We start from the raw sequence: 23,018 nt of genomic DNA, 5'->3' as shown, positions 1-23,018 counted from the left end.
AGTACGCCATGGCCACCGCCATTCCCCTGAACGCGGGCACTGACCCCACCTTGAAGCAGCGGCTCAAGCACGCCGAGCGGATCAACCGCTGGAAGGCCCAGGCCTTGATCGCGCCATTGGTGCTGTTTCTGTTGCTGGTGTTCCTGGTGCCCATCGTGGCGCTGCTCTACAAAAGCGTTGGTAACCCGGAAGTGGTCGGCGGCATGCCGCGCACCGTGGCGGCCATCGCCAGTTGGGACGGCCGTGGCCTGCCCGCTGAACCGGTTTACAAAGCGGCCAGCGAAGACCTCGCTGAAGCGCGCAAGAATCAGACCCTGGGCGATCTGTCCAAGCGCTTGAACATGGAGTTGGCCGGCTACCGCAGCCTGCTGACCAAAACCGCCCGCGCCTTGCCGTTCGCCGCTGAACCGGCCTCTTATAAAGAAGCGCTGGAAGGTCTCGACGAACGCTGGGGCGACCCGGCCTACTGGCAAGCGGTGCGCCGCAACACCAGCAACATCACGCCGTACTACCTGCTGGCAGCGGTCGATCACCGCATCGACGACCTCGGCGAAATCGCCCCGGCGACGCCCGACCAGGCGATCTACCTCGACATCTTCGCCCGGACCTTCTGGATGGGCCTGGTCATCACCGCCATTTGCCTGGTACTCGCCTATCCATTGGCCTACCTGTTGGCGAACCTGCCATCGCGTCAAAGCAACCTGCTGATGATCCTGGTGCTGTTGCCGTTCTGGACCTCGATTCTGGTGCGCGTCGCCGCGTGGATCGTGTTGCTGCAATCGGGCGGGCTGATCAACAGCGGCCTGATGGCCATGGGCATCATCGATAAACCGCTGGAACTGGTGTTCAACCGCACCGGGGTCTACATCTCGATGGTGCATATCCTGCTGCCGTTCATGATCCTGCCGATCTACAGCGTGATGAAAGGCATCTCGCCGACCTACATGCGCGCCGCGATTTCCCTCGGCTGCCACCCGTTCGCCAGTTTCTGGCGGGTGTACTTCCCGCAGACTTATGCCGGTGTCGGCGCCGGTTGCCTGTTGGTGTTCATCCTCGCCATCGGCTACTACATCACCCCGGCCTTGCTGGGCAGCCCGAACGATCAGATGGTCAGTTACTTCGTCGCCTTCTACACCAACACCAGCATCAACTGGGGCATGGCGACCGCACTCGGTGGGCTGCTGCTGTTGGCGACCGTGGTGCTTTATCTGATTTACAGCTGGCTGGTGGGCGCCAGCCGCCTGCGCCTGAGCTAAGGGGAGAATCGAAATGCTGAGTCCTTATATGTCGCCCATCGAACGGGTGTGGTTCTACAGCTTGCGGATTCTCTGCGGCTTGATTTTGTTGTTCCTGATTCTGCCGGTGCTGGTGATCATTCCGCTGTCGTTCAACTCGGGCAGTTTCCTGGTGTACCCGCTGCAAGGCTTTTCGCTGCACTGGTATCAGGACTTCTTCGCCTCGGCTGAATGGATGCGCGCACTGAAGAACAGCATCATCGTCGCCCCGGCGGCGACCGTGCTGGCGATGATTTTCGGCACGCTGGCGGCGATTGGTCTGACCCGCGGCGACTTCCCGGGCAAGGCGCTGGTGATGGCACTGGTGATTTCGCCGATGGTGGTGCCGGTGGTGATCATCGGGGTGGCGAGTTACTTGTTCTTCGCCCCGTTGGGTCTGGGCAACAGCTTCTTCTCACTGATCGTGGTGCACGCGGTGTTGGGCGTGCCGTTTGTGATCATTACCGTGTCGGCGACGTTGCAGGGGTTTAACCACAATCTGGTGCGTGCGGCTGCCAGTCTCGGGGCTTCGCCGCTGACGGCGTTCCGTCGCGTGACCCTGCCGCTGATTGCTCCGGGTGTGATTTCCGGGGCACTGTTTGCCTTCGCGACCTCGTTCGATGAAGTGGTGGTGACGTTGTTCCTCGCCGGTCCCGAGCAAGCGACCTTGCCTCGGCAAATGTTCAGCGGCATCCGCGAAAACCTCAGCCCGACGATTGCCGCTGCGGCGACACTGCTGATCGCCTTCTCGGTGATTCTGCTGCTGACCCTGGAATGGCTGCGTGGCCGCAGCGAGAAATTGCGCACCGCCCAAGTCTGACGGCTCACACCATCCCCTGTGGGAGCGAGCCTGCTGGCGATTGCGACCTGACATTCAACATTGATGTTGACTGACACACCGCCATCGCGAGCAGGCTCGCTCCCACAGTTGTTTTGTGGTGGTTTCGGGATCGTTGGTCATTCACACCCTGAATAGCAGACAAACCCGAATCCCCAGCTACTATTGTGCCCAGCTCCCCTATCTATAAGAGGCTGCGCACGATGAGTCTTTCCTCTTTCAAAATCGCCCACAAACTGATCACCGGCGCGGCTGCCATCGAGCAACTGTCCGCCGAACTCACGCGCCTGGACATCGACAACCCGCTGATCGTCACCGACGCCGCGCTGGTCAAGTCCGGTACGGTAGAACTGGCGCTCGCGCAGCTGGGGGACCGAAGCTACGAGATTTTCGACCGTGTGCTGCCCGATCCGGAAATCGCCATCGTCGAAGACTGCATGCGGGTTTATCGCGAAGGCGGGCACGACGGGCTGATCGGCCTGGGTGGCGGCAGTGCGATCGACATCGCCAAAAGTGTTGCCGCTTATGCCGGTTACCACGGCGCGCTGGAGGATCTGTTCGGCATCGACCAGGTGCCGCGCAAAGGCCCGCCGCTGATCGCCATCCCGACCACCGCCGGCACCGGCTCGGAAGTGACCAACGTCGCGATCCTTTCCGACAAGGTTGCGCAGCTGAAAAAGGGCATCGTCAGCGACTATCTGTTGCCGGACGTGGCACTGGTCAGCCCGCAAATGACCCTGACGTGCCCGCGCAGCGTTACCGCCGCCAGTGGCGTCGATGCGCTGGTGCATGCCATCGAGTCTTATTTGTCCCTCAATGCTTCAGCCATTACCGACGCGCTGGCCATCGGCGCGATCAAGTTGATCACCCAAGCGTTACCCAAGGCCTACGCCAACCCCTCCAACCTGCAGGCGCGCGAAGACATGGCCACTGCCAGCCTGATGGCCGGCATGGCGTTCGGCAATGCCGGGGTCGGCGCGGTGCATGCGCTGGCGTATCCGCTGGGCGGTCGTTTCAATATTGCCCACGGCGTCAGCAACGCCTTGTTGCTGCCGTATGTCATGAGCTGGAACAAGATGGCCTGCGTCGAGCGTATGCAGGATATTGCCGAAGCCATGGGGGTGAAGACCGCTCATCTGAGCGCCAATGAAGCGGCCGACAAAGCCGTGGAGGCAATGACCGAATTGTGCGCGGCGGTAGAAATTCCGCCAGGCCTGCGCAGTTTCGGCGTTCCCGAGGAGGCGATCCCGGCCATGGCCGTGGAGGCCGCAGGAATTGAGCGCTTGATGCGCAACAATCCACGCAAACTGAGTGCGATTGATATCGAGAAGATCTACCGCGCAGCCTACTGATCATCGTCCTTACGGTGCGCGCGTCAAAGCATGAGGTATACAATGCGCGCCATCGTGATTCTGCTCAGAAAAGGTGCGTCATGCAGCCCTTCGTAATTGCTCCGTCGATTCTCTCCGCCGACTTCGCCCGCCTGGGTGAAGAAGTGGACAACGTTCTGGCCGCCGGCGCCGACTTCGTGCACTTCGATGTCATGGACAACCACTACGTGCCGAACCTGACCATCGGCCCGATGGTCTGCGCCGCACTGCGCAAGTACGGCGTGACCGCGCCGATCGACGCGCACTTGATGGTCAGCCCGGTGGATCGCATCGTTGGCGACTTCATCGAAGCCGGTGCGACCTACATTACCTTCCACCCGGAAGCCACGCAGCACGTCGACCGCTCCCTGCAACTGATCCGCGAGGGCGGCTGCAAATCGGGCCTGGTGTTCAACCCGGCGACTCCGCTGGACGTGCTCAAGTACGTGATGGACAAGGTCGACATGATCCTGCTCATGAGCGTCAACCCGGGCTTCGGCGGGCAGAAGTTCATCCCTGGCACCCTCGACAAGCTGCGTGAAGCTCGCGCATTGATCGATGCCTCGGGTCGTGACATCCGCCTGGAAATCGACGGCGGCGTGAACGTGAACAACATCCGTGAAATCGCAGCGGCTGGCGCCGACACCTTCGTGGCCGGCTCGGCGATCTTCAATGCGCCGAACTACCAGGAAGTGATCGAGAAGATGCGCGCCGAGCTGGCGCTGGCCCGCCCATGAGTGGCTTTGAGCAGCTGTTCCCGGGGCGTTTGCCACGGCTGGTGATGTTCGATCTGGACGGTACGCTGGTCGATTCGGTCCCTGACCTCGCCGCGGCGGTGGATAACATGCTGCTCAAACTCGGGCGTCAGCCTGTCGGCATCGAATCGGTGCGTGACTGGGTCGGTAACGCGTGCAGATGCTGGTGCGTCGGGCCCTGGCCAATCACATTGATGGCGAGGGTGTCGATGAGGTCGAAGCCGAGCATGCGCTGGAATTGTTCAACGGCTTTTACGAGGACGGTCACGACCTGACGGTGGTTTATCCGGGCGTACGTGACACCCTCAAGTGGCTGAACAAGCAAGGCGTGGAGATGGCGCTGATCACCAACAAGCCGGAGCGCTTTGTCGCGCCGTTGCTGGATCAGATGAAGATCGGCCGCTATTTCAAATGGATCATCGGCGGCGACACCCTGCCGCAGAAGAAACCCGACCCGGCCGCGCTGTTTTTCGTGATGAAAATGGCCAACATTCCGGCGTCGCAAACGTTGTTCGTCGGTGACTCGCGCAGCGATGTGCTGGCGGCGAAAGCTGCGGGGGTCAAATGTGTGGCGCTCAGTTACGGCTACAACCATGGCCGGCCGATTGCCGAAGAGTCGCCGGCGCTGGTTATCGACGACCTGCGCAAGCTAATTCCCGGTTGCCTGGATCCGGCCGCTGAGATAACGTTGGCCGACGCTGTTCAACCCCCTTCTGGAAACGCCATCGTGGTGGTCACTCGCAAACTCTGGATGAAAGTCATCAAGGCCCTGGCCCGCTGGCGTTGGCGCGCCTGACTTGTTCCTGGCCGGTCTGCCGGCGCGTTTGCATACCTGACTGTTAGCACCTCAAGCCACGAGGCTACTCCATGATCCGCGAAGAATTCCTGCGTTTGGCCGCTGCCGGCTATAACCGCATCCCGCTTGCCTGCGAAACCCTGGCCGACTTCGACACGCCACTGTCGATCTACCTGAAACTGGCTGACGAACCCAATTCCTACCTGCTCGAATCGGTGCAGGGCGGGGAGAAGTGGGGCCGCTACTCGATCATCGGCCTGCCGTGCCGCACCGTGCTGCGGGTTCATGACCATCACGTCAGCGTGACCCACGACGGCGTCGAGATCGAAAGCCACGAGGCGGAAGATCCGCTGACTTTCGTTGAAGAGTTCAAGGCTCGCTACAACGTTCCGACCATCCCCGGCCTGCCGCGCTTCAACGGTGGCCTGGTGGGTTACTTCGGTTACGACTGCGTGCGCTATGTGGAAAAGCGACTGGGCAAGTGCCCGAACCCGGACCCACTGGGCGTGCCGGACATTCTGCTGATGGTGTCCGATGCGGTGGTGGTGTTCGACAACCTCGCCGGCAAGATGCACGCCATCGTTTTGGCCGACCCGTCGCAGGAAGACGCCTTCGAGCAAGGTCAGGCGCGCCTGGAAGAGCTGCTGGAGAAACTCCGTCAGCCGATCACTCCGCGCCGTGGCCTGGACTTCAGCAAGCAACAATCGGCTGACCCGGTGTTCCGCTCCAGTTTCACCCAGGACGATTACGAAAAAGCCGTCGACACCATCAAGGAATACATCCTCGCCGGTGACTGCATGCAGGTCGTGCCGTCCCAGCGCATGTCGATCGACTTCAAGGCTGCGCCGATTGATCTGTACCGGGCGCTGCGTTGCTTTAACCCGACGCCTTACATGTACTTCTTCAACTTCGGCGACTTCCATGTGGTCGGCAGTTCGCCGGAAGTGCTGGTGCGGGTCGAAGACAACCTGATCACCGTGCGCCCGATTGCCGGCACGCGCCCGCGCGGGGCCAACGAAGAAGCCGATCTGGCACTGGAAAAAGACCTGCTCTCCGATGACAAGGAAATCGCCGAGCACTTGATGCTGATCGACCTGGGTCGTAACGACACCGGTCGCGTCTCGGAAATCGGTTCGGTGAAACTCACCGAGAAGATGGTCATCGAGCGTTATTCCAACGTGATGCACATTGTTTCCAACGTCACCGGGCAATTAAAGGCCGGGCTGACGGCGATGGACGCATTACGGGCAATCCTGCCGGCGGGCACCTTGTCCGGCGCGCCGAAGATTCGTGCGATGGAAATCATCGACGAACTGGAGCCGGTCAAGCGCGGCGTCTACGGCGGCGCGGTCGGTTACTTCGCCTGGAACGGCAACATGGACACGGCGATTGCGATCCGCACCGCCGTGATCAAGAACGGCGAACTGCACGTGCAGGCCGGTGGCGGCATCGTTGCCGACTCGGTGCCGGCGCTGGAATGGGAAGAAACCCTGAACAAGCGTCGTGCCATGTTCCGCGCAGTCGCCCTGGCTGAACAAACCCCGGAAAGCTGACTGAAGAACGTGCCCCGTATGCCATGTCGCTTTGCCTGACAAAGCGCTGGACGCTGCGGGTCATTCATTCGAAGGCAGTCTTTATAGTCAGTGAATTCAAGAGGTTCTCAAGCCATGTTGCTGATGATCGATAACTACGACTCTTTTACTTACAACGTTGTGCAATACCTCGGTGAGCTCGGGGCCGAGGTCAAAGTCGTGCGCAACGACGAGCTCACCATCGCCGAAATCGAAGCCCTCAACCCTGAGCGGATCGTCGTTTCTCCCGGCCCTTGCACGCCGACGGAAGCGGGCGTATCGATTGATGTGATCAAACATTTTGGCGGCAAATTGCCGATCCTGGGTGTGTGCCTGGGCCATCAGTCCATTGGCCAGGCCTTCGGCGGCGATGTGGTTCGCGCCCGGCAGGTGATGCACGGCAAGACCAGCCCGGTGTTTCATGAAGACAAAGGTGTCTTCGAAGGCCTGAACCATCCGCTGACCGTCACCCGTTATCACTCGCTGATCGTCAAGCGCGAAACCTTGCCGGACTGCCTGGAGCTGACCGCCTGGACCCAGCTTGAAGACGGCTCTGTCGACGAGATCATGGGCCTGCGCCACAAGACGTTGAACATTGAAGGTGTGCAGTTCCACCCTGAGTCTATCCTGACTGAACAGGGCCACGAGCTGTTCGCCAACTTCCTCAAACAAACCGGCGGCACGCGCTAAGGACTTTCCATGAATATCAAGACAGCCCTGGGCCGTATCGTCGACCACCTCGACCTCAGCACTGATGAAATGCGCGATGTGATGCGCGAAATCATGACCGGGCAGTGCACGGACGCGCAGATCGGCGCGTTCATGATGGCCATGCGCATGAAGAGCGAAAGCATCGACGAGATCGTCGGCGCCGTGTCGGTCATGCGCGAGCTGGCGGACAAGGTCGAACTCAAGACCCTCGACGGCGTCGTCGATGTGGTCGGCACCGGCGGTGACGGGGCCAACATTTTCAACGTTTCGACGGCTTCTTCGTTCGTGGTGGCCGCGGCCGGTTGCACCGTGGCCAAGCACGGTAACCGTGCGGTGTCGGGTAAAAGCGGTAGTGCCGATCTGCTGGAAGCGGCGGGCATCTACCTGAACCTGACCCCCGTTCAGGTGGCGCGTTGCATCGACAACGTCGGCATCGGCTTCATGTTTGCCCAGACCCATCACAGTGCCATGAAGCACGCCGCCGGTCCGCGCAAGGATCTGGGTTTGCGCACCCTGTTCAACATGCTCGGCCCGCTTACGAATCCGGCCGGCGTGAAACATCAGGTGGTGGGCGTATTCAGCCAGGCGCTGTGCCGGCCGTTGGCCGAGGTCTTGCAGCGTTTGGGCAGCAAGCACGTGCTGGTGGTGCACTCGAAGGATGGCCTGGACGAGTTCAGTCTGGCGGCGCCGACCTTCGTGGCGGAATTGAAGAATGACCAGATCACCGAGTATTGGGTCGAGCCGGAAGATTTGGGCATGAAGAGCCAGAGCCTGCACGGCCTGGCGGTGGAAAGCCCGGCCGCTTCGCTCGAGCTGATTCGCGATGCCTTGGGCAAGCGCAAGACCGAGAGCGGTCAGAAAGCTGCCGAGATGATCGTGCTCAATGCCGGTGCTGCGCTATACGCCGCCGACCTGGCGACCAGTTTGAAAGAAGGTGTTGCCCTGGCGCACGATGCGCTGCACACAGGCCTCGCCCGGGAAAAACTTGAGGAGTTGGGTGCATTTACCGCGGTATTCAAAGTGGAGAATGAGGGATGAGTGTACCGACGGTTCTGGAAAACATTCTGGCGCGCAAAGTCCAGGAAGTCGCCGAGCGTAGCGCTCGTGTGAGTCTGGCGGAGCTGGAAAGTCTGGCCAAGGCGGCCGATGCACCCCGTGGTTTTGCCAAGGCATTGTTGACGCAGGCCAAGCTCAAGCAGCCTGCGGTCATTGCTGAAATCAAGAAAGCTTCGCCTAGCAAAGGTGTGATTCGCGAGAACTTCGTTCCTGCCGATATCGCCCGCAGCTACGAGAAGGGCGGCGCGACCTGTCTGTCAGTGTTGACCGATATCGATTACTTCCAGGGCGCTGATGCGTATCTGCAACAGGCCAGGGCGGCGTGCAAACTGCCGGTGATCCGCAAGGATTTCATGATTGATCCGTATCAGATCGTCGAGGCTCGTGCGTTGGGCGCCGACTGCGTGCTGTTGATCGTCTCCGCACTGGACGACGTGAAGATGGCCGAGCTGGCAGCGGTGGCAAAAAGCGTTGGCCTCGACGTGTTGGTGGAAGTCCATGACGGCGACGAACTGGACCGGGCCTTGAAAACCCTCGACACGCCGCTGGTCGGCGTGAACAACCGCAACCTGCACACCTTTGACGTCAGCCTCGAAACCACCCTGGACCTGTTGCCACAGATTCCGCGCGATCGTTTGGTGATCACTGAGAGCGGCATCCTCAATCGGGCCGATGTCGAACTGATGGAAATCAGCGACGTGTATGCGTTCCTGGTGGGCGAAGCGTTCATGCGCGCCGAAAGCCCGGGCACCGAGCTTCAGCGTCTGTTCTTCCCTGAGCGTGGTGTTGCGGTCAGCGGCTCGACCCTCGACTGAGACATTTTTGCAGGCGCCCGATCCCCTGTGGGAGCGGGCTTGCCCGCGAAGAGGCCATCAAGTACCCCAAAGACGTCAGGTCTTACGGAGTCGTCCATGCCCCAACCAATCTCTCTGACTGTAGAAGCAGGCCTGCAAGCCGAACAGGATTTGCTGGCCTCAGTCTGCACCGGCGACTCAGAATTCGGTCTGTTGTTCTGGCAACCCAGTGATCGGGCACTGGTCATGCCGCGCCGCTTGAATCGCCTGCCTGGTTTCGAAGCCGCGTGCGAAGTATCTGCCGCCGCAGGCTGGCCAGTACTGTTGCGCGAAACCGGTGGCGAGCCGGTGCCGCAATCGGCTTCAACCATCAACATCGCTTTGGTCTACGCCCCGCCGCGCAGCGAGGGTGACCAGAACCGCATCGAAAGCGCTTACCGTCGACTCTGCGATCCGATCTGCCAGTTACTGGATGAACTGGGTGGCGTTTCGTCCCTGGGTGAAGTGGACGGCGCGTTCTGCGACGGACGTTTCAACGTCAACCTCGATGGACGCAAGATGGTCGGCACCGCTCAGCGCTGGCGCCAGAGCAAGGGCGGCACGCGTCCGGTCGGCCTGGTGCACGGTGCGTTGTTGCTGGATAACGAGCGCGAATCGATGGTCGCGGCGGTCAATCGCTTCAATGAGGCCTGCGGCCTGGAGCAGCGTGTCCGCGCCGAGAGCCACATCGCGCTCCATGAGAAGTTTGCTGCGCCGGACGCACTGGGGCGGCTCGACGCGCTCTATCGCCAGTTGCTGGCAGACATGTTCAAGGTTTAGCGCGTACCGAAGACCACCATGGTCTTGCCTTTGACGTCGACCAGGTTGCGTTCCTCGAGATCCTTGAGTACGCGGCCAACCATCTCGCGGGAACACCCGACAATTCGCCCGATTTCCTGACGTGTCACCTTGATCTGCATGCCATCAGGGTGGGTCATCGCATCGGGCTGTTTGCACAATTCCAGCAGGCAACGGGCAACGCGGCCAGTCACGTCGAAGAAGGCGAGGTCGCCGACTTTGCGCGTGGTGTTGCGCAGGCGCTGTGCGATTTGTCCGCTGAGTACGTAAAGAATGTCCGGGTCTTGTTGGGACAATTCGCGGAACTTCGCGTAGCTGATTTCCGCTACTTCGCACTCGATCTTGGCCCGCACCCAGGCGCTGCGCTCTTGTTCCAGGCCAGCCTGTTCAAACAGACCCAGCTCGCCGAAAAAGTCTCCGGAGTTCAGATAGGCGATGATCATTTCACGGCCGTCGTCATCCTCGATCAGGATGGTGACCGAGCCTTTGATAATGAAGAACAGCGTCTCCGAGCGGTCGCCGGCGCAAATGATATTGCTCTTGGCCGCATAACGACGGCGTTGGCAATGCATCAACAGCTTGTCGAGGTTCTTGATTTTGGGGGTAGGGGCAATAGCAACCATGGTTGTATCCCGAAAAGACTGCACGGTGTGTTTGGTTTTTTTATGAGGCGCTGAGGTTGCTACAAAGCTGGCTATGCGCCAGCGAATTGGCGCCAGCTTAACAGACACTTCCTGCAATATTCGAGATTTTACCTACAACGCAGAAGGCTATCGTCCTAGGACGGCGAGCGCTGTCAATCCAGAGCCCTGTGCTAAGCTGGCGACCCTTTTTTAGACAGTGGAGTCTTGGCGATGAAGGCACGCATCCAATGGGCTGGCGAAGCCATGTTCCTCGGCGAATCCGGTAGCGGTCATGTCGTGGTCATGGACGGTCCACCCGATGCCGGTGGTCGTAACCTGGGTGTCCGGCCGATGGAAATGCTCCTGCTGGGCGTCGGCGGTTGCAGCAATTTCGACGTGGTCAGCATCCTCAAGAAGTCCCGTCAGGCCGTCGAGAGCTGCGAAGCTTTCCTTGAAGCCGAACGTGCGACCGAGGACCCGAAGGTCTTCACCAAGATTCACATGCACTTTGTGGTCAAGGGCCGCGGGCTGAAAGAAGCCCAGGTCAAACGCGCCATCGAGCTGTCTGCCGAGAAGTATTGCTCGGCGTCGATCATGCTCGGCGCGGCCGGTGTTGCGATTACCCACGACTACGAAATCATCGAACTCGGTTGAATCGACATTCAACTATCATAAAAGCAGTGCAGACTCTGGCGATCCCAAGCTGACGTCTGCATAATGCGCCACTTTTTTCAGGGTAGTGGTCCGTCAGCCGACCGGCCGCTCGCCCGAACAGACAACCAAAATCGCCATCGCGAAGAGGTGTTAACCGTCCTACGCAGGTGCGTCGTTCGCATCTGACGGGCATGCTTGATCACGCGGCCCGGGCCGCAATACATAGAGAGTTTTTAACGGTGAAAAGCAAACTCAAGCTCCACGGGTTCAATAACCTGACAAAGACCTTGAGCTTCAACATCTATGACATCTGCTACGCGGAAACCCCGCAAGACCAGCAGGCTTACGTCGAGTACATCAATGAAGAGTACAACGCGAAACGCCTGACGCAGATCCTCACAGAAGTTGTCGATATCATTGGTGCCAACATCCTGAACATTGCCAGTCAGGACTACGACCCACAGGGCGCCAGCGTCACGATTCTGATCTCTGAAGAGCCGGTGACCCCGACCGACAGCCAGATCGAAGAGTCGCCAGGCCCGTTGCCCGAAATCATCCTGGCCCACCTCGACAAAAGCCACATCACGGTGCACACCTACCCGGAAATCCATCCGGACGCCGGTATTGCAACTTTCCGTGTGGACATTGACGTGTCGACCTGTGGCGTCATTTCACCGCTTAAAGCGCTCAATTTCCTGATTCACCAGTTCGATTCGGACATCGTGACCGTGGATTATCGCGTGCGCGGTTTCACCCGTGACGTCGAAGGCAACAAGCACTTCATCGATCACGAGATCAACTCGATTCAGAACTACCTCTCCGACGACACCCGCGACGCGTACCAGATGACCGACGTGAACGTGTACCAGGAAAACCTGTTCCACACCAAAATGCTGTTGAAGAACTTCGAACTGGATAACTACCTGTTCGGCGACGCGACCAACAACCTGTCCTCTGAGCAACGTGCTCAAGTGACCGACCGTGTGAAACACGAAATGCTCGAAATCTTCTACGCGCGCAACATGCCGACCTAAGATTTTCGAACACAAAAAAGGCGACTACCTCACGGTAGTCGCCTTTTTTATGTCTTGCCCTTGTAGAAGCAAGCTCGCTCCGGCAAAAAAACTGAAATCAGATCCGATAAGTACTCTTGGTCATGACCTTGGCCATCAAGCTCATTCCGAACTTCACCGGTGCCGGAAAACGAAAGCCCCCGGCCTCCAGCGCGCTTTCGGCATGGTGTTCTTCATCAGTCCGCATCTGTTCAAGAATCGCCCGGGACTTTTCGTCCTCGGCCGGCAACTGTTCAAGGTGCTCGTTCAAGTGCTTGCACACCTGATGCTCGGTAGCAGCCACGAACCCCAGGCTGACCTTGTCGCTGATCAACCCGGCCACCGCGCCAATCCCGAACGACATGCCATAGAACAGCGGGTTGAGAATGCTGGTATGGCTGCCCAACTGCTTGATGCGTTGCTCGCACCAGACAAGGTGGTCGATTTCTTCTTCGGCGGCATGTTCCATGGCGGCGCGCACGTGCGGCAACTTGGCGGTCAGGGCCTGCCCCTGATACAGCGCCTGGGCGCAGACTTCGCCGGTGTGGTTGATGCGCATCAGACCGGCGACGTGCCGGGTGTCTTCGTCGCTCATTTGCGCTTCCGGCTGCACAATCGCGGGAGACGGACGGTACGGCTGGCCACTGAACGGCAGCAGGGTACGCATCGCGGCATCGGCTTGCAGCAGAAGGCGGTCAATCGGCGAGTAGTGACGTTGGGTAGTCATGCTGATCTCCGGGAGGAATCTCGGCGGCCAGTTTAACCCAATCGGCCGGGGAAGGTTTGCGCTGGGTCATTGCGACGCAGGTTGCATGTGCAGGAGCCGGCTTGCCGGCGGTGGCGGTCTCGATGACGCCATCGCCGGCAAGCCGGGTTCCTGCAGGGGCGGGGTATGAATCAACCCGGCGGCCAATGCATCTGGCGCTGACCCAGTACGTGCATATGAATGTGGTAAACAGTTTGCCCACCTTCTTCATTGCAGTTCATGACAACGCGAAAGCCTTTTTCGCAACCCAGTTCCAGTGCCAGGCGCTGGGCAGTGAACAGGATATGCCCGGCCAATGCCTTGTCGTCCTCGGTGAGGTCGTTGAGGGTGCGCACCGGTTTCTTCGGGATCACCAGAAAATGCACCGGTGCCTGTGGGGCGATGTCGTGGAAGGCCAGTACCTGGTCGTCCTCGTAAATGATCTTCGCCGGGATTTCCCGGTTGATGATTTTGGTGAACAGAGTATCCACAGCTGTTTTCTCCGTTATTTGGTCTGGCCTGAGTGTACTCATGGGGGATCCCCGAGCCCAGCCTTTTGCCTTGAAGCTTGATCAACGCGGGCAATAGGCCTTGTTGACCATGCCGGTGAGGGTCCTGATCAACCAGCGTGAGCCGAGCCGTGGCAGGAAAGCGAACCATCGGTTCAGCCGGCCCGGAATAATAATGGCGCGATTTTTTTCCAGTGCCCTCACTGTATACAGCGCGACTTCCTCGGGGCTCATCAACAGTTTGCTCTGGACCAGTTTGTCGCTGTTCAGCTGGGCAGTGCGGAAAAACGCGGTGCGGGTCGGGCCGGGGCAGAGTACGGAAACCTTGACTGCGCATTTCTTCAGTTCGACGCGCAACCCTTCGGAAAAGTGCAGCACATAGGCTTTGCTGGCGTAGTAAGTGCTCATCCACGGGCCGGGATGGAACGCTGCGACAGACGCGACGTTCAGAATCTGCCCGCCACCCTGCAAGGCCATGCTGTTGCCGATGGCGTGGCACAGGCGAGTCAGGGCCAGAATGTTCACTTCGATCAGGTCTTGCTCGGTCATCCAGTCCTGCGCGAGGAATGGGCCGCAGGTGCCGATGCCGGCGCAGTTCACCAGCAGGTCGATCTGCCGGTCACCTTCTTCCAGTTCCAGCAGAAACCCGGACAGGCGCAGAGGCTCGCCGAGGTCGCAGGCGCGGAACAACACTTCCACACCAAAGCGTTGGGTCAGTTCAATTGCAATACTTTCCAGCTGATCACGCTGTCGTGCCACCAGAATCAGGCTGCGGCCACGGCGGGCCAGCGCTTCGGCCATCGCCAAGCCGATGCCACTGGAGGCGCCAGTGATCAGAGCGTAACGGGTCATGCAGTTCTCCATCGCAACAGCTCCGCGCCGGCGACGCAGGTGTCACGGGCGGGGAGCGCTGTTCATTCTTTCGCAGAGTCTACAGGGGCCGGGGCTTCTTCGGCTTCATCGTCTGTGGAATCCGGTACTTGTTCCGCCTCTTCGGCGGGCTCGACTTCCACTTCGTCGGTGGTTACCGAGCCGCTGTCATAGCTGGTTTCGGCAGCGGTTTCGTACTCTTGCTGGATCGCACTGAAGCCACCCGCCAACAGACCAACAAGGCCGAGGGCAATCACCACGATCCACAGCGAAGACAGCACTTTGACCGCCGTGGTGTTCGGCGGTGGTGGAGGGCCGTAGCGATTGGCGATGTTGGTGCCTGGCACGCACATGATCACGAACGGAAAGAAACTGCCCACGAATGGCACGAGATTCAGCAACCAGAGCCAGCCGGACCAGCCAATATCGTGCAGCCGTTGAACGCTGATCTGAATGCTGACGACTGCGATGGCGATGCACAGGAAAAATACCACCAGGCCTCCGACAATCAGGCCAGCGGTCGAATCGCTGCTGATCAGGGCGATGGCGAAAATGGCCAAGACCGACCCGACGCCGAGCATGACCAGCGTCAGCACCATGGTCCAGGCCAGATAGCGCAAACGACCGATGCGTCCCTCGACGCCGAAAGGCTTGAGCGTGCCGAACGGCGGCAGGCTTTCGCCGACTCTGGCTTGAGGTGGTGCATAAGGCGACTCAGGGTCTGCGAACACGGGTTGGCTGCTGGCAGGGGCGTGGTGCTGGGCGTCGGCCAGGTTCAGTTCAATCGAGGGTTCGGCTTCGATGCGGGCATCAATGCCGGTTTTCGTCAGTGCCTGGAGGTAGGTTTGCGCGTCGGTCTGCGACAGGCCTTGCTTGAGCGTGACCGTCTGGCCGTTGAACAGCCGTTCGATGGCGGCCACTTCGCTTTTGTACAACTCCGCCAGATTGAGTTTGGCAGTGGCGATCTCGACACCTGGCAGCAGAGCGCCGTCGAATACGATCTTGAAACGGTTGTCGCTCATTGCGAGGCATCCTTGTCGCGAGTGTTTGAATAGTTAGAGAGTTGCAAGTCCGGAGTGTAAGGCCAGTCGATGATGACTGGCCAAATTTCCTGCTAGCGCGGCCAGCGTGTCGGCAGTTGTGCTGCCTGCTCCAGCGCCTTGCGGTATTCAGTGTCCAGACGTGCAACCAATTGATCCACGCTCGGCAAATCGTCGATCTCTCCGACACCCTGGCCGGCGGACCACACGGTTTTCCAGGCCTTCGCTTCATCGCTCAACGGCTTGAGCTTGGAGCCGAAATTGACTTCGCCCTTGTTTTGCAACGCTGCCATGTCGAAACCGGCCGCTTCCAGGCTCTGGCGCATAAAGCTCGCCGGTACGCCCGACACCGCCGGCGTATGGATGATGTCGGCCGCTCTGGCGTTCAGCAGCATCTCTTTGTAGGCGTCTGGCGCATGACTTTCAGCGGTGCCGATAAATCGCGTACCGAAGTAGGCCAGATCCGCACCGAGCAATTGTGCCGCGAGTATCTCGTGACCGTGGTTCAGGCAGCCGGCGAGCAGCAGCGTTTTGTCGAAGAACTGGCGGATTTCGGCAATCAGCGAAAACGGGCTCCAGGTGCCCGCGTGTCCACCGGCGCCCGCGGCCACGGCGATCAAACCATCCACGCCAGCCTCCGCTGCTTTCTCTGCGTGACGTCGAGTGGTTACGTCATGGAACACCAGGCCGCCATAGCTGTGCACCGCATCGACCAGTTCTTTCACGGCGCCAAGGCTGGTAATCACAATCGGCACCTTGTGCTCGATACAGATGTCCAGGTCCGCTTGCAGGCGCGGGTTACTGTTGTGGACGATCAGATTCACTGCATAAGGCGCCGGGTTCTCCAGTGTCGCCAGCCCTGCTTCGATCTCTTCCAGCCAGGCCTTGAAGCCGCTGCTCTCACGCTGGTTCAGCGCGGGGAAGCTGCCCACCACGCCGTTACGGCAGCAGGCGAGCACCAGTTGCGGGTTGGAAATCAGGAACATCGGCGCTGCCACCACGGGCAGACGCAAACGTTGTTCGAGCAAAGCGGGCAGCGACATTGGAAGTACCCCGGTGAGTGGTGCTGATTGAAGTTAAAACGGCCGAACGACGACCAGAATTACGATAGCCAGCAATATCAGAACCGGCACTTCATTGAACCAGCGAAAAAAGACATGGCTGCGGGTGTTCTCGCCACGGGCAAAACGTTTCACCTGTGCGCCGCACATGTGGTGGTAGCCGATCAGGATGACCACCAGCGTCAATTTGGCGTGAATCCAGGCGCCTTGACTGAATATGCTTGGGTTCAGCGCAATCAGTGCAATACCAAAAATCAGCGTGGCGATCATCGCCGGGCCCATGATGCCGCGATACAGCTTGCGTTCCATGAGGCTGAAGCGTTCCTTGCTGACAGTGTCTTCGCTTTGGGCGTGATAGACGAACAGGCGCGGCAGGTAAAACAGGCCGGCAAACCAGCAGACCATGCTGATGATATGAAGCGCTTTGAGCCACAGATAAAGCATTTTTAGTTATTCCCAGGTTCACGGTAGCGAAGATAGTAGAGGGTAGAGCGTCCGCACGTCACCTTGACGGTTGTCGCAGGGCGATACGGGCCCTATTATCGACGGCTTTCCAGTGGGTTCGTTGAGGGCAGGTTTATGGTCAAGGTCGGTATCGTCGGCGGCACGGGTTACACCGGTGTCGAACTGCTGCGTCTGTTGGCACAGCATCCGCAAGCAGAAGTGGTAGTGATCACTTCCCGATCCGAGGCCGGTCTGGCCGTGGCTGATATGTACCCGAACCTGCGCGGCCATTACGACGGCCTGGCGTTCAGCGTTCCGGACATCAAGACGCTGGGTGCTTGCGACGTGGTGTTCTTCGCCACGCCTCACGGTGTCGCCCACGCGCTGGCCGGTGAACTGCTGGCGGCCGGGACCAAGGTCATCGACCTGTCGGCGGACTTCCGTCTGCAAGATGCCGATGAGTGGGCCAAGTGGTACGGCCAGCCTCACGGCGCGCCGGAACTGCTGGATGAAGCAGTCTACGGCTTGCCGGAAGTCAATCGCGAGCAGATCAAAAAGGCTCGCCTGATCGCCGTGCCGGGTTGCTACCCTACCGCAACGCAATTGGGTTTTCTGCCATTGCTCGAAGCCGGCCTGGCCGATACCTCGCGCTTGATCGCTGACTGCAAATCCGGTGTCAGCGGTGCCGGTCGTGGCGCTGCCGTAGGTTCGCTGTACTCCGAGACGTCGGAAAGCATGAAGGCCTACGCCGTCAAAGGTCATCGTCACTTGCCGGAAATTCGCCAGGGGCTGCGTCGTGCAGCAGGACAGGAGGTCGGCCTGACCTTCGTTCCACACCTGACGCCTATGATTCGCGGCATTCACTCGACGCTCTATGCGACGGTCGTGGATCGTTCGGTGGATCTGCAGGCGCTGTTTGAAAAGCGTTATGCCAATGAACCGTTCGTTGATGTGATGCCGGCAGGCAGCCATCCGGAAACCCGCAGCGTGCGCGGCGCCAACGTCTGCCGTCTCGCCGTGCATCGTCCGCAGGACGGTGATCTGGTGGTTGTGTTGTCAGTCATCGATAACCTGGTCAAAGGTGCGTCGGGTCAGGCGGTGCAGAATCTGAACATCCTGTTCGGTCTGGATGAGCGTCTGGGCTTGTCGCACGCCGGCATGCTGCCGTAAGGCTTTAGCCCGCTCAGCAAAAAGGCCCGTTGAACGGGCCTTTTTGCGTTTCGCACCGGCAATCGGGTTTATTGATATACCGTAACAATAGTTGACCGATTTTCTAGGAGAAGCGGATAATGCGCGTCATCACGCATTATGGCGGCGTAACGCCGGGAGATAGTCAGCATGAGCGTCGAATCCTTCACCCCCACGGCTTTGCAATTCACTCACGGTGCCGCGCACAAGGTGAAGAGTCTGGTCGATGAAGAGGGGAATGATCGCTTGAAGCTGCGCGTATTCGTTACGGGCGGCGGTTGTTCAGGTTTTCAGTACGGCTTCACCTTCGATGAAGAAGTGGCCGATGACGACACCATCGTCGAGCGCGAAGGTGTGAGTCTGGTCGTCGATCCGATGAGCTTCCAGTACCTGGCAGGCGCCGAGGTGGATTATCAGGAGGGTCTGGAAGGTTCGCGTTTTGTCATCAAGAACCCGAACGCCAGCACCACGTGTGGCTGTGGCTCTTCGTTCTCGATCTGATCGCGTTTCACCGTATGAGCAAACGCCGCATGACCTTGGGGTCATGCGGCGTTTTGCTGTCCGGGGTTCGGTTTCAGGCCGGGTAGATGGCGCCGAGTACGCGCAAGCCGCGGGCGCCAGTGACGCTTGGGCGATTGGCCGCAATGCCTTCCAGGCAGCAATGGGCCAGCCAGGCGAAGGCCATGGCTTCGACCCAGTCCGGGTCTACGCCGTGAGTGGCGGTGCTGCTGACGTTAGCGTTTGGCAGCAGGCTGGCCAAGCGCTTCATCAGCGTGGCGTTGTGTGCACCGCCACCGCAGACCAGCAACTCTTGGGTATCCGCTTGAGCGCTTTGCAGTGACTCGACGATGGTCAGTGCGGTCAGCTCGAGCAGTGTTGCTTGCACGTCTTCGGCGGCGAAGGTCGGCAAATTCGAAAGATGCTGTGTCAGCCATGGCAGATTGAACACTTCGCGACCGGTGCTCTTCGGGCCCTTGGTCACGAAGAACGGATCACTGAGTAGCGCTTTCAGCAGAACAGGTTCGACTTTTCCGCTGCCAGCCCATTGGCCGTCACGATCAAAGTTTTCGCCGCGTTGCTGATGAATCCACGCGTCCAGCAGCACGTTTCCGGGGCCACAGTCGAAACCGGCTACTGGCTTGCCGGCTTCGATCAGGCTGAGGTTGCTGAAACCGCCGACGTTCAATACCGCACGGTTGCCCGCCTGTTCTTCAAACAGCGCTTCGTGAAACGCTGGAACCAATGGTGCGCCTTGTCCGCCTGCCGCAACGTCGCGACTGCGGAAATCGCTGACCACGGTGATGCCGGCCAATTCGGTCAGCAGGGCAGGGTTACCGATCTGCACCGTGAAACCACGCGCCGGTTCGTGGCGAATGGTCTGGCCATGGCTGCCAATTGCGCGAATGTCTTCGGGTTTCAGGTTTTGTTGATCAAGAAGGGTGTGAATACCCCGCGCCGCCAGTTTCACCCAGTTTTGCTGGGCGATGGCTGAGCGGGCAATCTCGTCCGGGCCGCTGGCGCACAAGCCAAGCAACTCGGTGCGCAGGGAATCGGGCATGGGGATGTAATGCGTGGCGATCAGTTTGATCGCCGGGTTCAGCTCGACCAGCGCGATATCCAGGCCATCGAGACTGGTTCCGGACATCACACCTATATAGAGCGTCATGGTTTAGCGCTTGCTCGAAGCCAGTTGGGTGGATTTCTCTTGGTCCATGCGCGCCATCAGAGGCTGACTCTGCGCGAGGAACCGTGCCCGTTCTGCTTTGGAAATTGGATCGGCCATTGCCACCTTCTGACCCAGTGGATCGACGTGCACACCATTGACCTGGAACTCGTAGTGCAGATGCGGTCCCGTGGACAGGCCGGTTGTGCCGATGTAACCGATCACTTGGCCCTGCTTGACGGTGCCGCCGGTCCGCACGCCTTTGGCGAAACCTTGCATGTGGCCATACAGCGTACGGTAGGTGTTGCCGTGCTGGATGATCACGGTATTGCCGTAGCCCCCGCGACGACCGGCCAACAATACTTTGCCATCGCCGGCCGCCTTGATTGGCGTGCCGCGCGGAGCTGCGTAATCGACGCCTTTGTGAGCGCGGATCTTGTTCAGGATCGGGTGCTTGCGACCCATGGAGAATTTCGAACTGATGCGGGCGAAGTCCACCGGCGTACGGATAAACGCCTTGCGCATGCTGTTGCCGTCAGCAGTGTAATAGCTGCTGTTGCCTTGTTTGTTGGTGTAGCGCACGGCGGTGTAGGTCTTGCCGCGGTTGGTGAAGCGTGCGGAGAGGATCGGGCCGTTGCCGACGGCCTTGCCGTTGACGACTTTCTGTTCGTAGATCACGTCGAACTCGTCACCCTGGCGAATATCCTGGGCGAAGTCGACGTCATAGCCAAACACGCTGGCCATGTCCATGGTCAGACTGTGGGACAGGCCGGCACGCGCGGCGGACTGCGACAGCGAGCTGTTGATCACGCCGTGAACGTAGGCAGAGCGCACGGTAGGCTTGGCGGTAATGCGGTTGAACACATAACCCTTGTCATTCTTGGTCAGGGTGATGCTTTCGAGGTCGCTGACCTTGCTGTGCAGGTTGGTCAGCTGGCCTTCGGGGTTCAGTTCGAATTCGAGTTTCTGGCCATGTTTGAGTTGGCTGAATTGCTTGGCCTGCTTGTCGCTGGCCAGCACTTCATGCACCGAAGTCGCCGGAAGGCCGACTTTCTCGAACAGGGTAGAAAGCGTGTCGCCTTTGGCGACGATCACTTCCCTGTGGTTGGGTGCCTTCTTTTCTTCGACAATCGGCGCGGGTGCAGCCTGAGCGGTTTGCTGGGGCTCTTCGGCGCTGTTTTCGATCTGCGCAAAAGGGGAGGTTGCCGGCTCATTTGTGGCTTGGGCGGCGTCGGCGGCGTCTTGATCTTGTGTCAGTTGTTCAGCAGGGCTTTCCAGTTCAAGACTCAGGGTCGTCTTTTTGGCTTCTACATCACTGGAAGGAAATACCAGAAGCGCCAGGCTCAGAAGGGCGGCGATGCCACTTGCTGCGAGCAGGTGGGTCTTCGGGTAAAGCGGTGGCGCTTTAGACGATTCTTTGGTCATAGGTAATTTTGACTTTGAAAAAGATGAATTGGAAAAGATGAATGACATGATGAAGATGAAATAACTGTATAAAATATAACCAAATCATCCCTGAAGCAAGTCCGCAGACACTCTGCCAGCGGATTGGCGTCATTGCGCCGGCCAAACTTTGTATTTGACGCGTGATCTTGTATGGTTGGTTCCCTTTGAATTCGAGCCTTGCGGGTCTGTTATGAAGTCGGTTGAAGAGCAGCTAGCGCTGATCAAACGTGGTGCGGAAGAACTGTTGGTCGAGTCCGAGCTGATCGAGAAGCTCAAGCGTGGCCAGCCGCTACGTATTAAGGCAGGCTTCGATCCGACCGCGCCGGATTTGCACCTGGGTCACACCGTGCTTATTAATAAGCTGCGCCAGTTCCAGGAGCTGGGGCATCAGGTGATCTTTCTCATCGGTGACTTCACCGGGATGATCGGTGATCCGAGCGGTAAGAGTGCAACTCGCCCTCCGTTGACTCGCGAACAGGTTCTCGAAAACGCCGAAACCTACAAGACCCAGGTCTTCAAGATTCTTGATCCGGCCAAAACCGAGGTGGCGTTCAACTCCACCTGGATGGATCAGATGGGGCCGGCCGACTTCATTCGCCTGACTTCGCAGTACACCGTTGCTCGCATGCTCGAGCGCGACGATTTCGACAAGCGCTATACGACGAATCAGCCAATCGCCATTCATGAGTTCCTCTATCCGCTGGTTCAGGGTTACGACTCGGTTGCCTTGCGCGCGGATGTCGAACTAGGCGGTACCGATCAGAAGTTCAACCTGTTGATGGGGCGTGAGCTGCAACGTGGTTATGGTCAGGAAGCACAGTGCATTCTGACCATGCCGTTGCTCGAGGGTCTGGATGGCGTGAAGAAGATGTCCAAGTCCCTGGGCAACTACGTCGGCATCCAGGAAGCGCCGGGTGTGATGTACGGCAAACTGGTTTCCATTCCGGATGCGCTGATGTGGCGTTACTTCGAATTGCTCAGTTTCCGTTCGATGGAAGAGATCAATGCATTCCGCGCCGATGTTGAGGCAGGTGCCAATCCGCGCGACATCAAGATCAAGCTGGCCGAAGAGATCGTTGCACGCTTCCATGGTGAAGAGGCTGCGGCCAGTGCTCATCGTGCTGCGGGCAATCGTATGAAGGATGGCGAGCTGCCGGACGATCTGCCGGAAATCGAATTGACCGCTACCGAAGATATGCCGATCGCTGCCGTCCTTAATAAGGCGGGTCTGGTGAAGAACTCGGCGGTGGCGCGTGATTTGTTGAATTCTGGCGGTGTGCGTATAGATGGTGAGGTTGTGGATCGCACCTTTATATACGTACTGGGTGCGACTCACGTTTGCCAAGCTGGAAAGAAGGCATTTGCACGTATTTCGCTTAAATCCGAATAAAGCTGGAATTAGGTGTTGACGGCAGATTCTGGAAGTCTATAATTCTCCCCACTTCCGGTGCAGTCGAAACGGAAAACTCCTTGGTAAACAAAGAGTTACGCAGTTTTCGACAGCGAGTTGCTTNGCAGTCGAAACGGAAAACTCCTTGGTAAACAAAGAGTTACGCAGTTTTCGGCAGCGAGTTGCTTCAGGTCATCGAAGCCCAGAAGGAGTTGGTTGAGCAGTGTGTTGTCGCTCAATTGACGGTTCGATCTTCTCGGTCGAAAGCGGAGAAAAAGAGGTGTTGACAGCAGCGAGTAACGCTGTAGAATTCGCCTCCCGCTAACGAGAG

At 59.0% G+C, this 23,018-nt stretch carries 23 protein-coding genes and 1 pseudogene; 15 read left to right on the top strand and 9 right to left on the bottom strand.

Annotated features, from left to right (window positions below; all coding sequences use genetic code 11):
* Positions 1 to 8 precede the first annotated feature (8 nt).
* From Q7W83_RS25540 to Q7W83_RS25495, 10 genes and pseudogenes are all read left to right on the top strand, one after another.
* Positions 9 to 1,256 (top strand): ABC transporter permease, encoded by a 1,248-nt coding sequence (locus tag Q7W83_RS25540; RefSeq protein ID WP_150634273.1) that lies wholly within the window; start codon positions 9 to 11, stop codon positions 1,254 to 1,256.
* A 13-nt stretch (positions 1,257 to 1,269) separates the two neighbouring features.
* Positions 1,270 to 2,094 carry an ABC transporter permease gene (locus Q7W83_RS25535; protein WP_064119279.1) on the top strand — a complete coding sequence of 275 codons (825 nt, stop codon included), beginning with the start codon at positions 1,270 to 1,272 and terminating at the stop codon, positions 2,092 to 2,094.
* Between the two features lie 221 nt (positions 2,095 to 2,315).
* Positions 2,316 to 3,464, top strand: coding sequence for an iron-containing alcohol dehydrogenase (locus Q7W83_RS25530; RefSeq protein WP_150634272.1), 1,149 nt, complete (start codon positions 2,316 to 2,318; stop codon positions 3,462 to 3,464).
* An 80-nt stretch (positions 3,465 to 3,544) separates the two neighbouring features.
* Complete coding sequence (gene rpe, locus Q7W83_RS25525; RefSeq protein ID WP_059407370.1) at positions 3,545 to 4,219, top strand: ribulose-phosphate 3-epimerase; 675 nt, start codon at positions 3,545 to 3,547, stop codon at positions 4,217 to 4,219.
* Positions 4,216 to 5,033 (top strand): annotated as a pseudogene (locus tag Q7W83_RS25520) (phosphoglycolate phosphatase). The gene rpe and the pseudogene Q7W83_RS25520 overlap by 4 nt, the downstream one beginning before the upstream one ends.
* 71 nt (positions 5,034 to 5,104) lie before the next feature.
* Positions 5,105 to 6,586 (top strand): anthranilate synthase component I, encoded by a 1,482-nt coding sequence (trpE, locus tag Q7W83_RS25515; protein WP_150634270.1) that lies wholly within the window; start codon positions 5,105 to 5,107, stop codon positions 6,584 to 6,586.
* A gap of 114 nt (positions 6,587 to 6,700) precedes the next feature.
* Positions 6,701 to 7,294, top strand: coding sequence for an aminodeoxychorismate/anthranilate synthase component II (locus tag Q7W83_RS25510; RefSeq protein ID WP_150634269.1), 594 nt, complete (start codon positions 6,701 to 6,703; stop codon positions 7,292 to 7,294).
* 9 nt (positions 7,295 to 7,303) lie between these two features.
* On the top strand, positions 7,304 to 8,353 hold the full coding sequence (gene trpD / locus Q7W83_RS25505; RefSeq protein ID WP_150639146.1) for an anthranilate phosphoribosyltransferase: 1,050 nt from the start codon (positions 7,304 to 7,306) through the stop codon (positions 8,351 to 8,353).
* Positions 8,350 to 9,186, top strand: coding sequence for an indole-3-glycerol phosphate synthase TrpC (gene trpC, locus Q7W83_RS25500; RefSeq protein WP_473657750.1), 837 nt, complete (start codon positions 8,350 to 8,352; stop codon positions 9,184 to 9,186). The genes trpD and trpC overlap by 4 nt, the downstream gene beginning before the upstream one ends.
* A gap of 96 nt (positions 9,187 to 9,282) precedes the next feature.
* Positions 9,283 to 9,984 (top strand): lipoate--protein ligase family protein, encoded by a 702-nt coding sequence (locus Q7W83_RS25495; RefSeq protein WP_473657746.1) that lies wholly within the window; start codon positions 9,283 to 9,285, stop codon positions 9,982 to 9,984.
* Here the strand turns inward: Q7W83_RS25495 and crp are convergent.
* Entirely contained in the window at positions 9,981 to 10,625 is a 645-nt protein-coding gene (gene crp, locus Q7W83_RS25490) for a cAMP-activated global transcriptional regulator CRP (protein ID WP_008027103.1), read from the bottom strand. The genes Q7W83_RS25495 and crp overlap by 4 nt on opposite strands.
* Before the next feature lie 231 nt (positions 10,626 to 10,856).
* Between crp and Q7W83_RS25485 the strand changes: the two genes are divergently transcribed.
* Together Q7W83_RS25485 and speD are read left to right on the top strand one after the other, a co-directional pair.
* A complete protein-coding gene (locus Q7W83_RS25485; protein WP_007941657.1) occupies positions 10,857 to 11,279 on the top strand; it encodes an OsmC family protein in 423 nt (140 codons plus the stop codon).
* 239 nt (positions 11,280 to 11,518) lie between these two features.
* Positions 11,519 to 12,313, top strand: coding sequence for an adenosylmethionine decarboxylase (gene speD / locus Q7W83_RS25480; RefSeq protein ID WP_150634265.1), 795 nt, complete (start codon positions 11,519 to 11,521; stop codon positions 12,311 to 12,313).
* A gap of 97 nt (positions 12,314 to 12,410) precedes the next feature.
* Here speD and coq7 read toward each other — a convergent pair whose 3' ends face one another.
* From coq7 to hemJ, 6 genes are all read right to left on the bottom strand, one after another.
* Complete coding sequence (gene coq7, locus Q7W83_RS25475) at positions 12,411 to 13,058, bottom strand: 2-polyprenyl-3-methyl-6-methoxy-1,4-benzoquinone monooxygenase (protein ID WP_150639148.1); 648 nt, start codon at positions 13,056 to 13,058, stop codon at positions 12,411 to 12,413.
* A 170-nt stretch (positions 13,059 to 13,228) separates the two neighbouring features.
* The gene (locus tag Q7W83_RS25470; protein WP_008027110.1) at positions 13,229 to 13,567 is read right to left on the bottom strand and encodes a histidine triad nucleotide-binding protein; all 339 of its coding nucleotides are present in this window, start codon (positions 13,565 to 13,567) and stop codon (positions 13,229 to 13,231) included.
* An 81-nt stretch (positions 13,568 to 13,648) separates the two neighbouring features.
* A complete protein-coding gene (locus tag Q7W83_RS25465) occupies positions 13,649 to 14,437 on the bottom strand; it encodes an SDR family NAD(P)-dependent oxidoreductase (protein WP_150634775.1) in 789 nt (262 codons plus the stop codon).
* Between the two features lie 62 nt (positions 14,438 to 14,499).
* Positions 14,500 to 15,477: a DUF805 domain-containing protein gene (locus Q7W83_RS25460; RefSeq protein ID WP_150634774.1), complete on the bottom strand. Its 978-nt coding sequence runs from the start codon at positions 15,475 to 15,477 to the stop codon at positions 14,500 to 14,502.
* Between the two features lie 92 nt (positions 15,478 to 15,569).
* A complete protein-coding gene (locus tag Q7W83_RS25455; protein ID WP_150634773.1) occupies positions 15,570 to 16,538 on the bottom strand; it encodes an NAD(P)H-dependent flavin oxidoreductase in 969 nt (322 codons plus the stop codon).
* Positions 16,539 to 16,571: 33 nt separating this feature from the next.
* The gene (hemJ, locus tag Q7W83_RS25450) at positions 16,572 to 17,000 is read right to left on the bottom strand and encodes a protoporphyrinogen oxidase HemJ (RefSeq protein ID WP_150634772.1); all 429 of its coding nucleotides are present in this window, start codon (positions 16,998 to 17,000) and stop codon (positions 16,572 to 16,574) included.
* Between the two features lie 135 nt (positions 17,001 to 17,135).
* Between hemJ and argC the strand changes: the two genes are divergently transcribed.
* Together argC and erpA are read left to right on the top strand one after the other, a co-directional pair.
* Positions 17,136 to 18,170 (top strand): N-acetyl-gamma-glutamyl-phosphate reductase, encoded by a 1,035-nt coding sequence (argC, locus tag Q7W83_RS25445; RefSeq protein WP_473657737.1) that lies wholly within the window; start codon positions 17,136 to 17,138, stop codon positions 18,168 to 18,170.
* A 168-nt stretch (positions 18,171 to 18,338) separates the two neighbouring features.
* Positions 18,339 to 18,689 carry an iron-sulfur cluster insertion protein ErpA gene (gene erpA / locus Q7W83_RS25440; RefSeq protein WP_007947969.1) on the top strand — a complete coding sequence of 117 codons (351 nt, stop codon included), beginning with the start codon at positions 18,339 to 18,341 and terminating at the stop codon, positions 18,687 to 18,689.
* Between the two features lie 73 nt (positions 18,690 to 18,762).
* Here erpA and Q7W83_RS25435 read toward each other — a convergent pair whose 3' ends face one another.
* Together Q7W83_RS25435 and Q7W83_RS25430 are read right to left on the bottom strand one after the other, a co-directional pair.
* Positions 18,763 to 19,854 carry an anhydro-N-acetylmuramic acid kinase gene (locus tag Q7W83_RS25435; RefSeq protein ID WP_150634770.1) on the bottom strand — a complete coding sequence of 364 codons (1,092 nt, stop codon included), beginning with the start codon at positions 19,852 to 19,854 and terminating at the stop codon, positions 18,763 to 18,765.
* 3 nt (positions 19,855 to 19,857) lie between these two features.
* Positions 19,858 to 21,276, bottom strand: a complete 1,419-nt coding sequence (locus Q7W83_RS25430) for a peptidoglycan DD-metalloendopeptidase family protein (RefSeq protein ID WP_150634769.1) — start codon at positions 21,274 to 21,276, stop codon at positions 19,858 to 19,860.
* Positions 21,277 to 21,487: 211 nt separating this feature from the next.
* Between Q7W83_RS25430 and tyrS the strand changes: the two genes are divergently transcribed.
* Positions 21,488 to 22,687, top strand: a complete 1,200-nt coding sequence (gene tyrS, locus Q7W83_RS25425; RefSeq protein ID WP_150634768.1) for a tyrosine--tRNA ligase — start codon at positions 21,488 to 21,490, stop codon at positions 22,685 to 22,687.
* The last annotated feature ends 331 nt before the right edge of the window (positions 22,688 to 23,018 follow it).

This window comes from Pseudomonas sp. 300 (assembly GCF_055803035.1).
The sequence above is the reverse complement of the archived record's forward strand: the minus strand, read 5'-3'. Positions and strand labels throughout refer to the sequence as shown.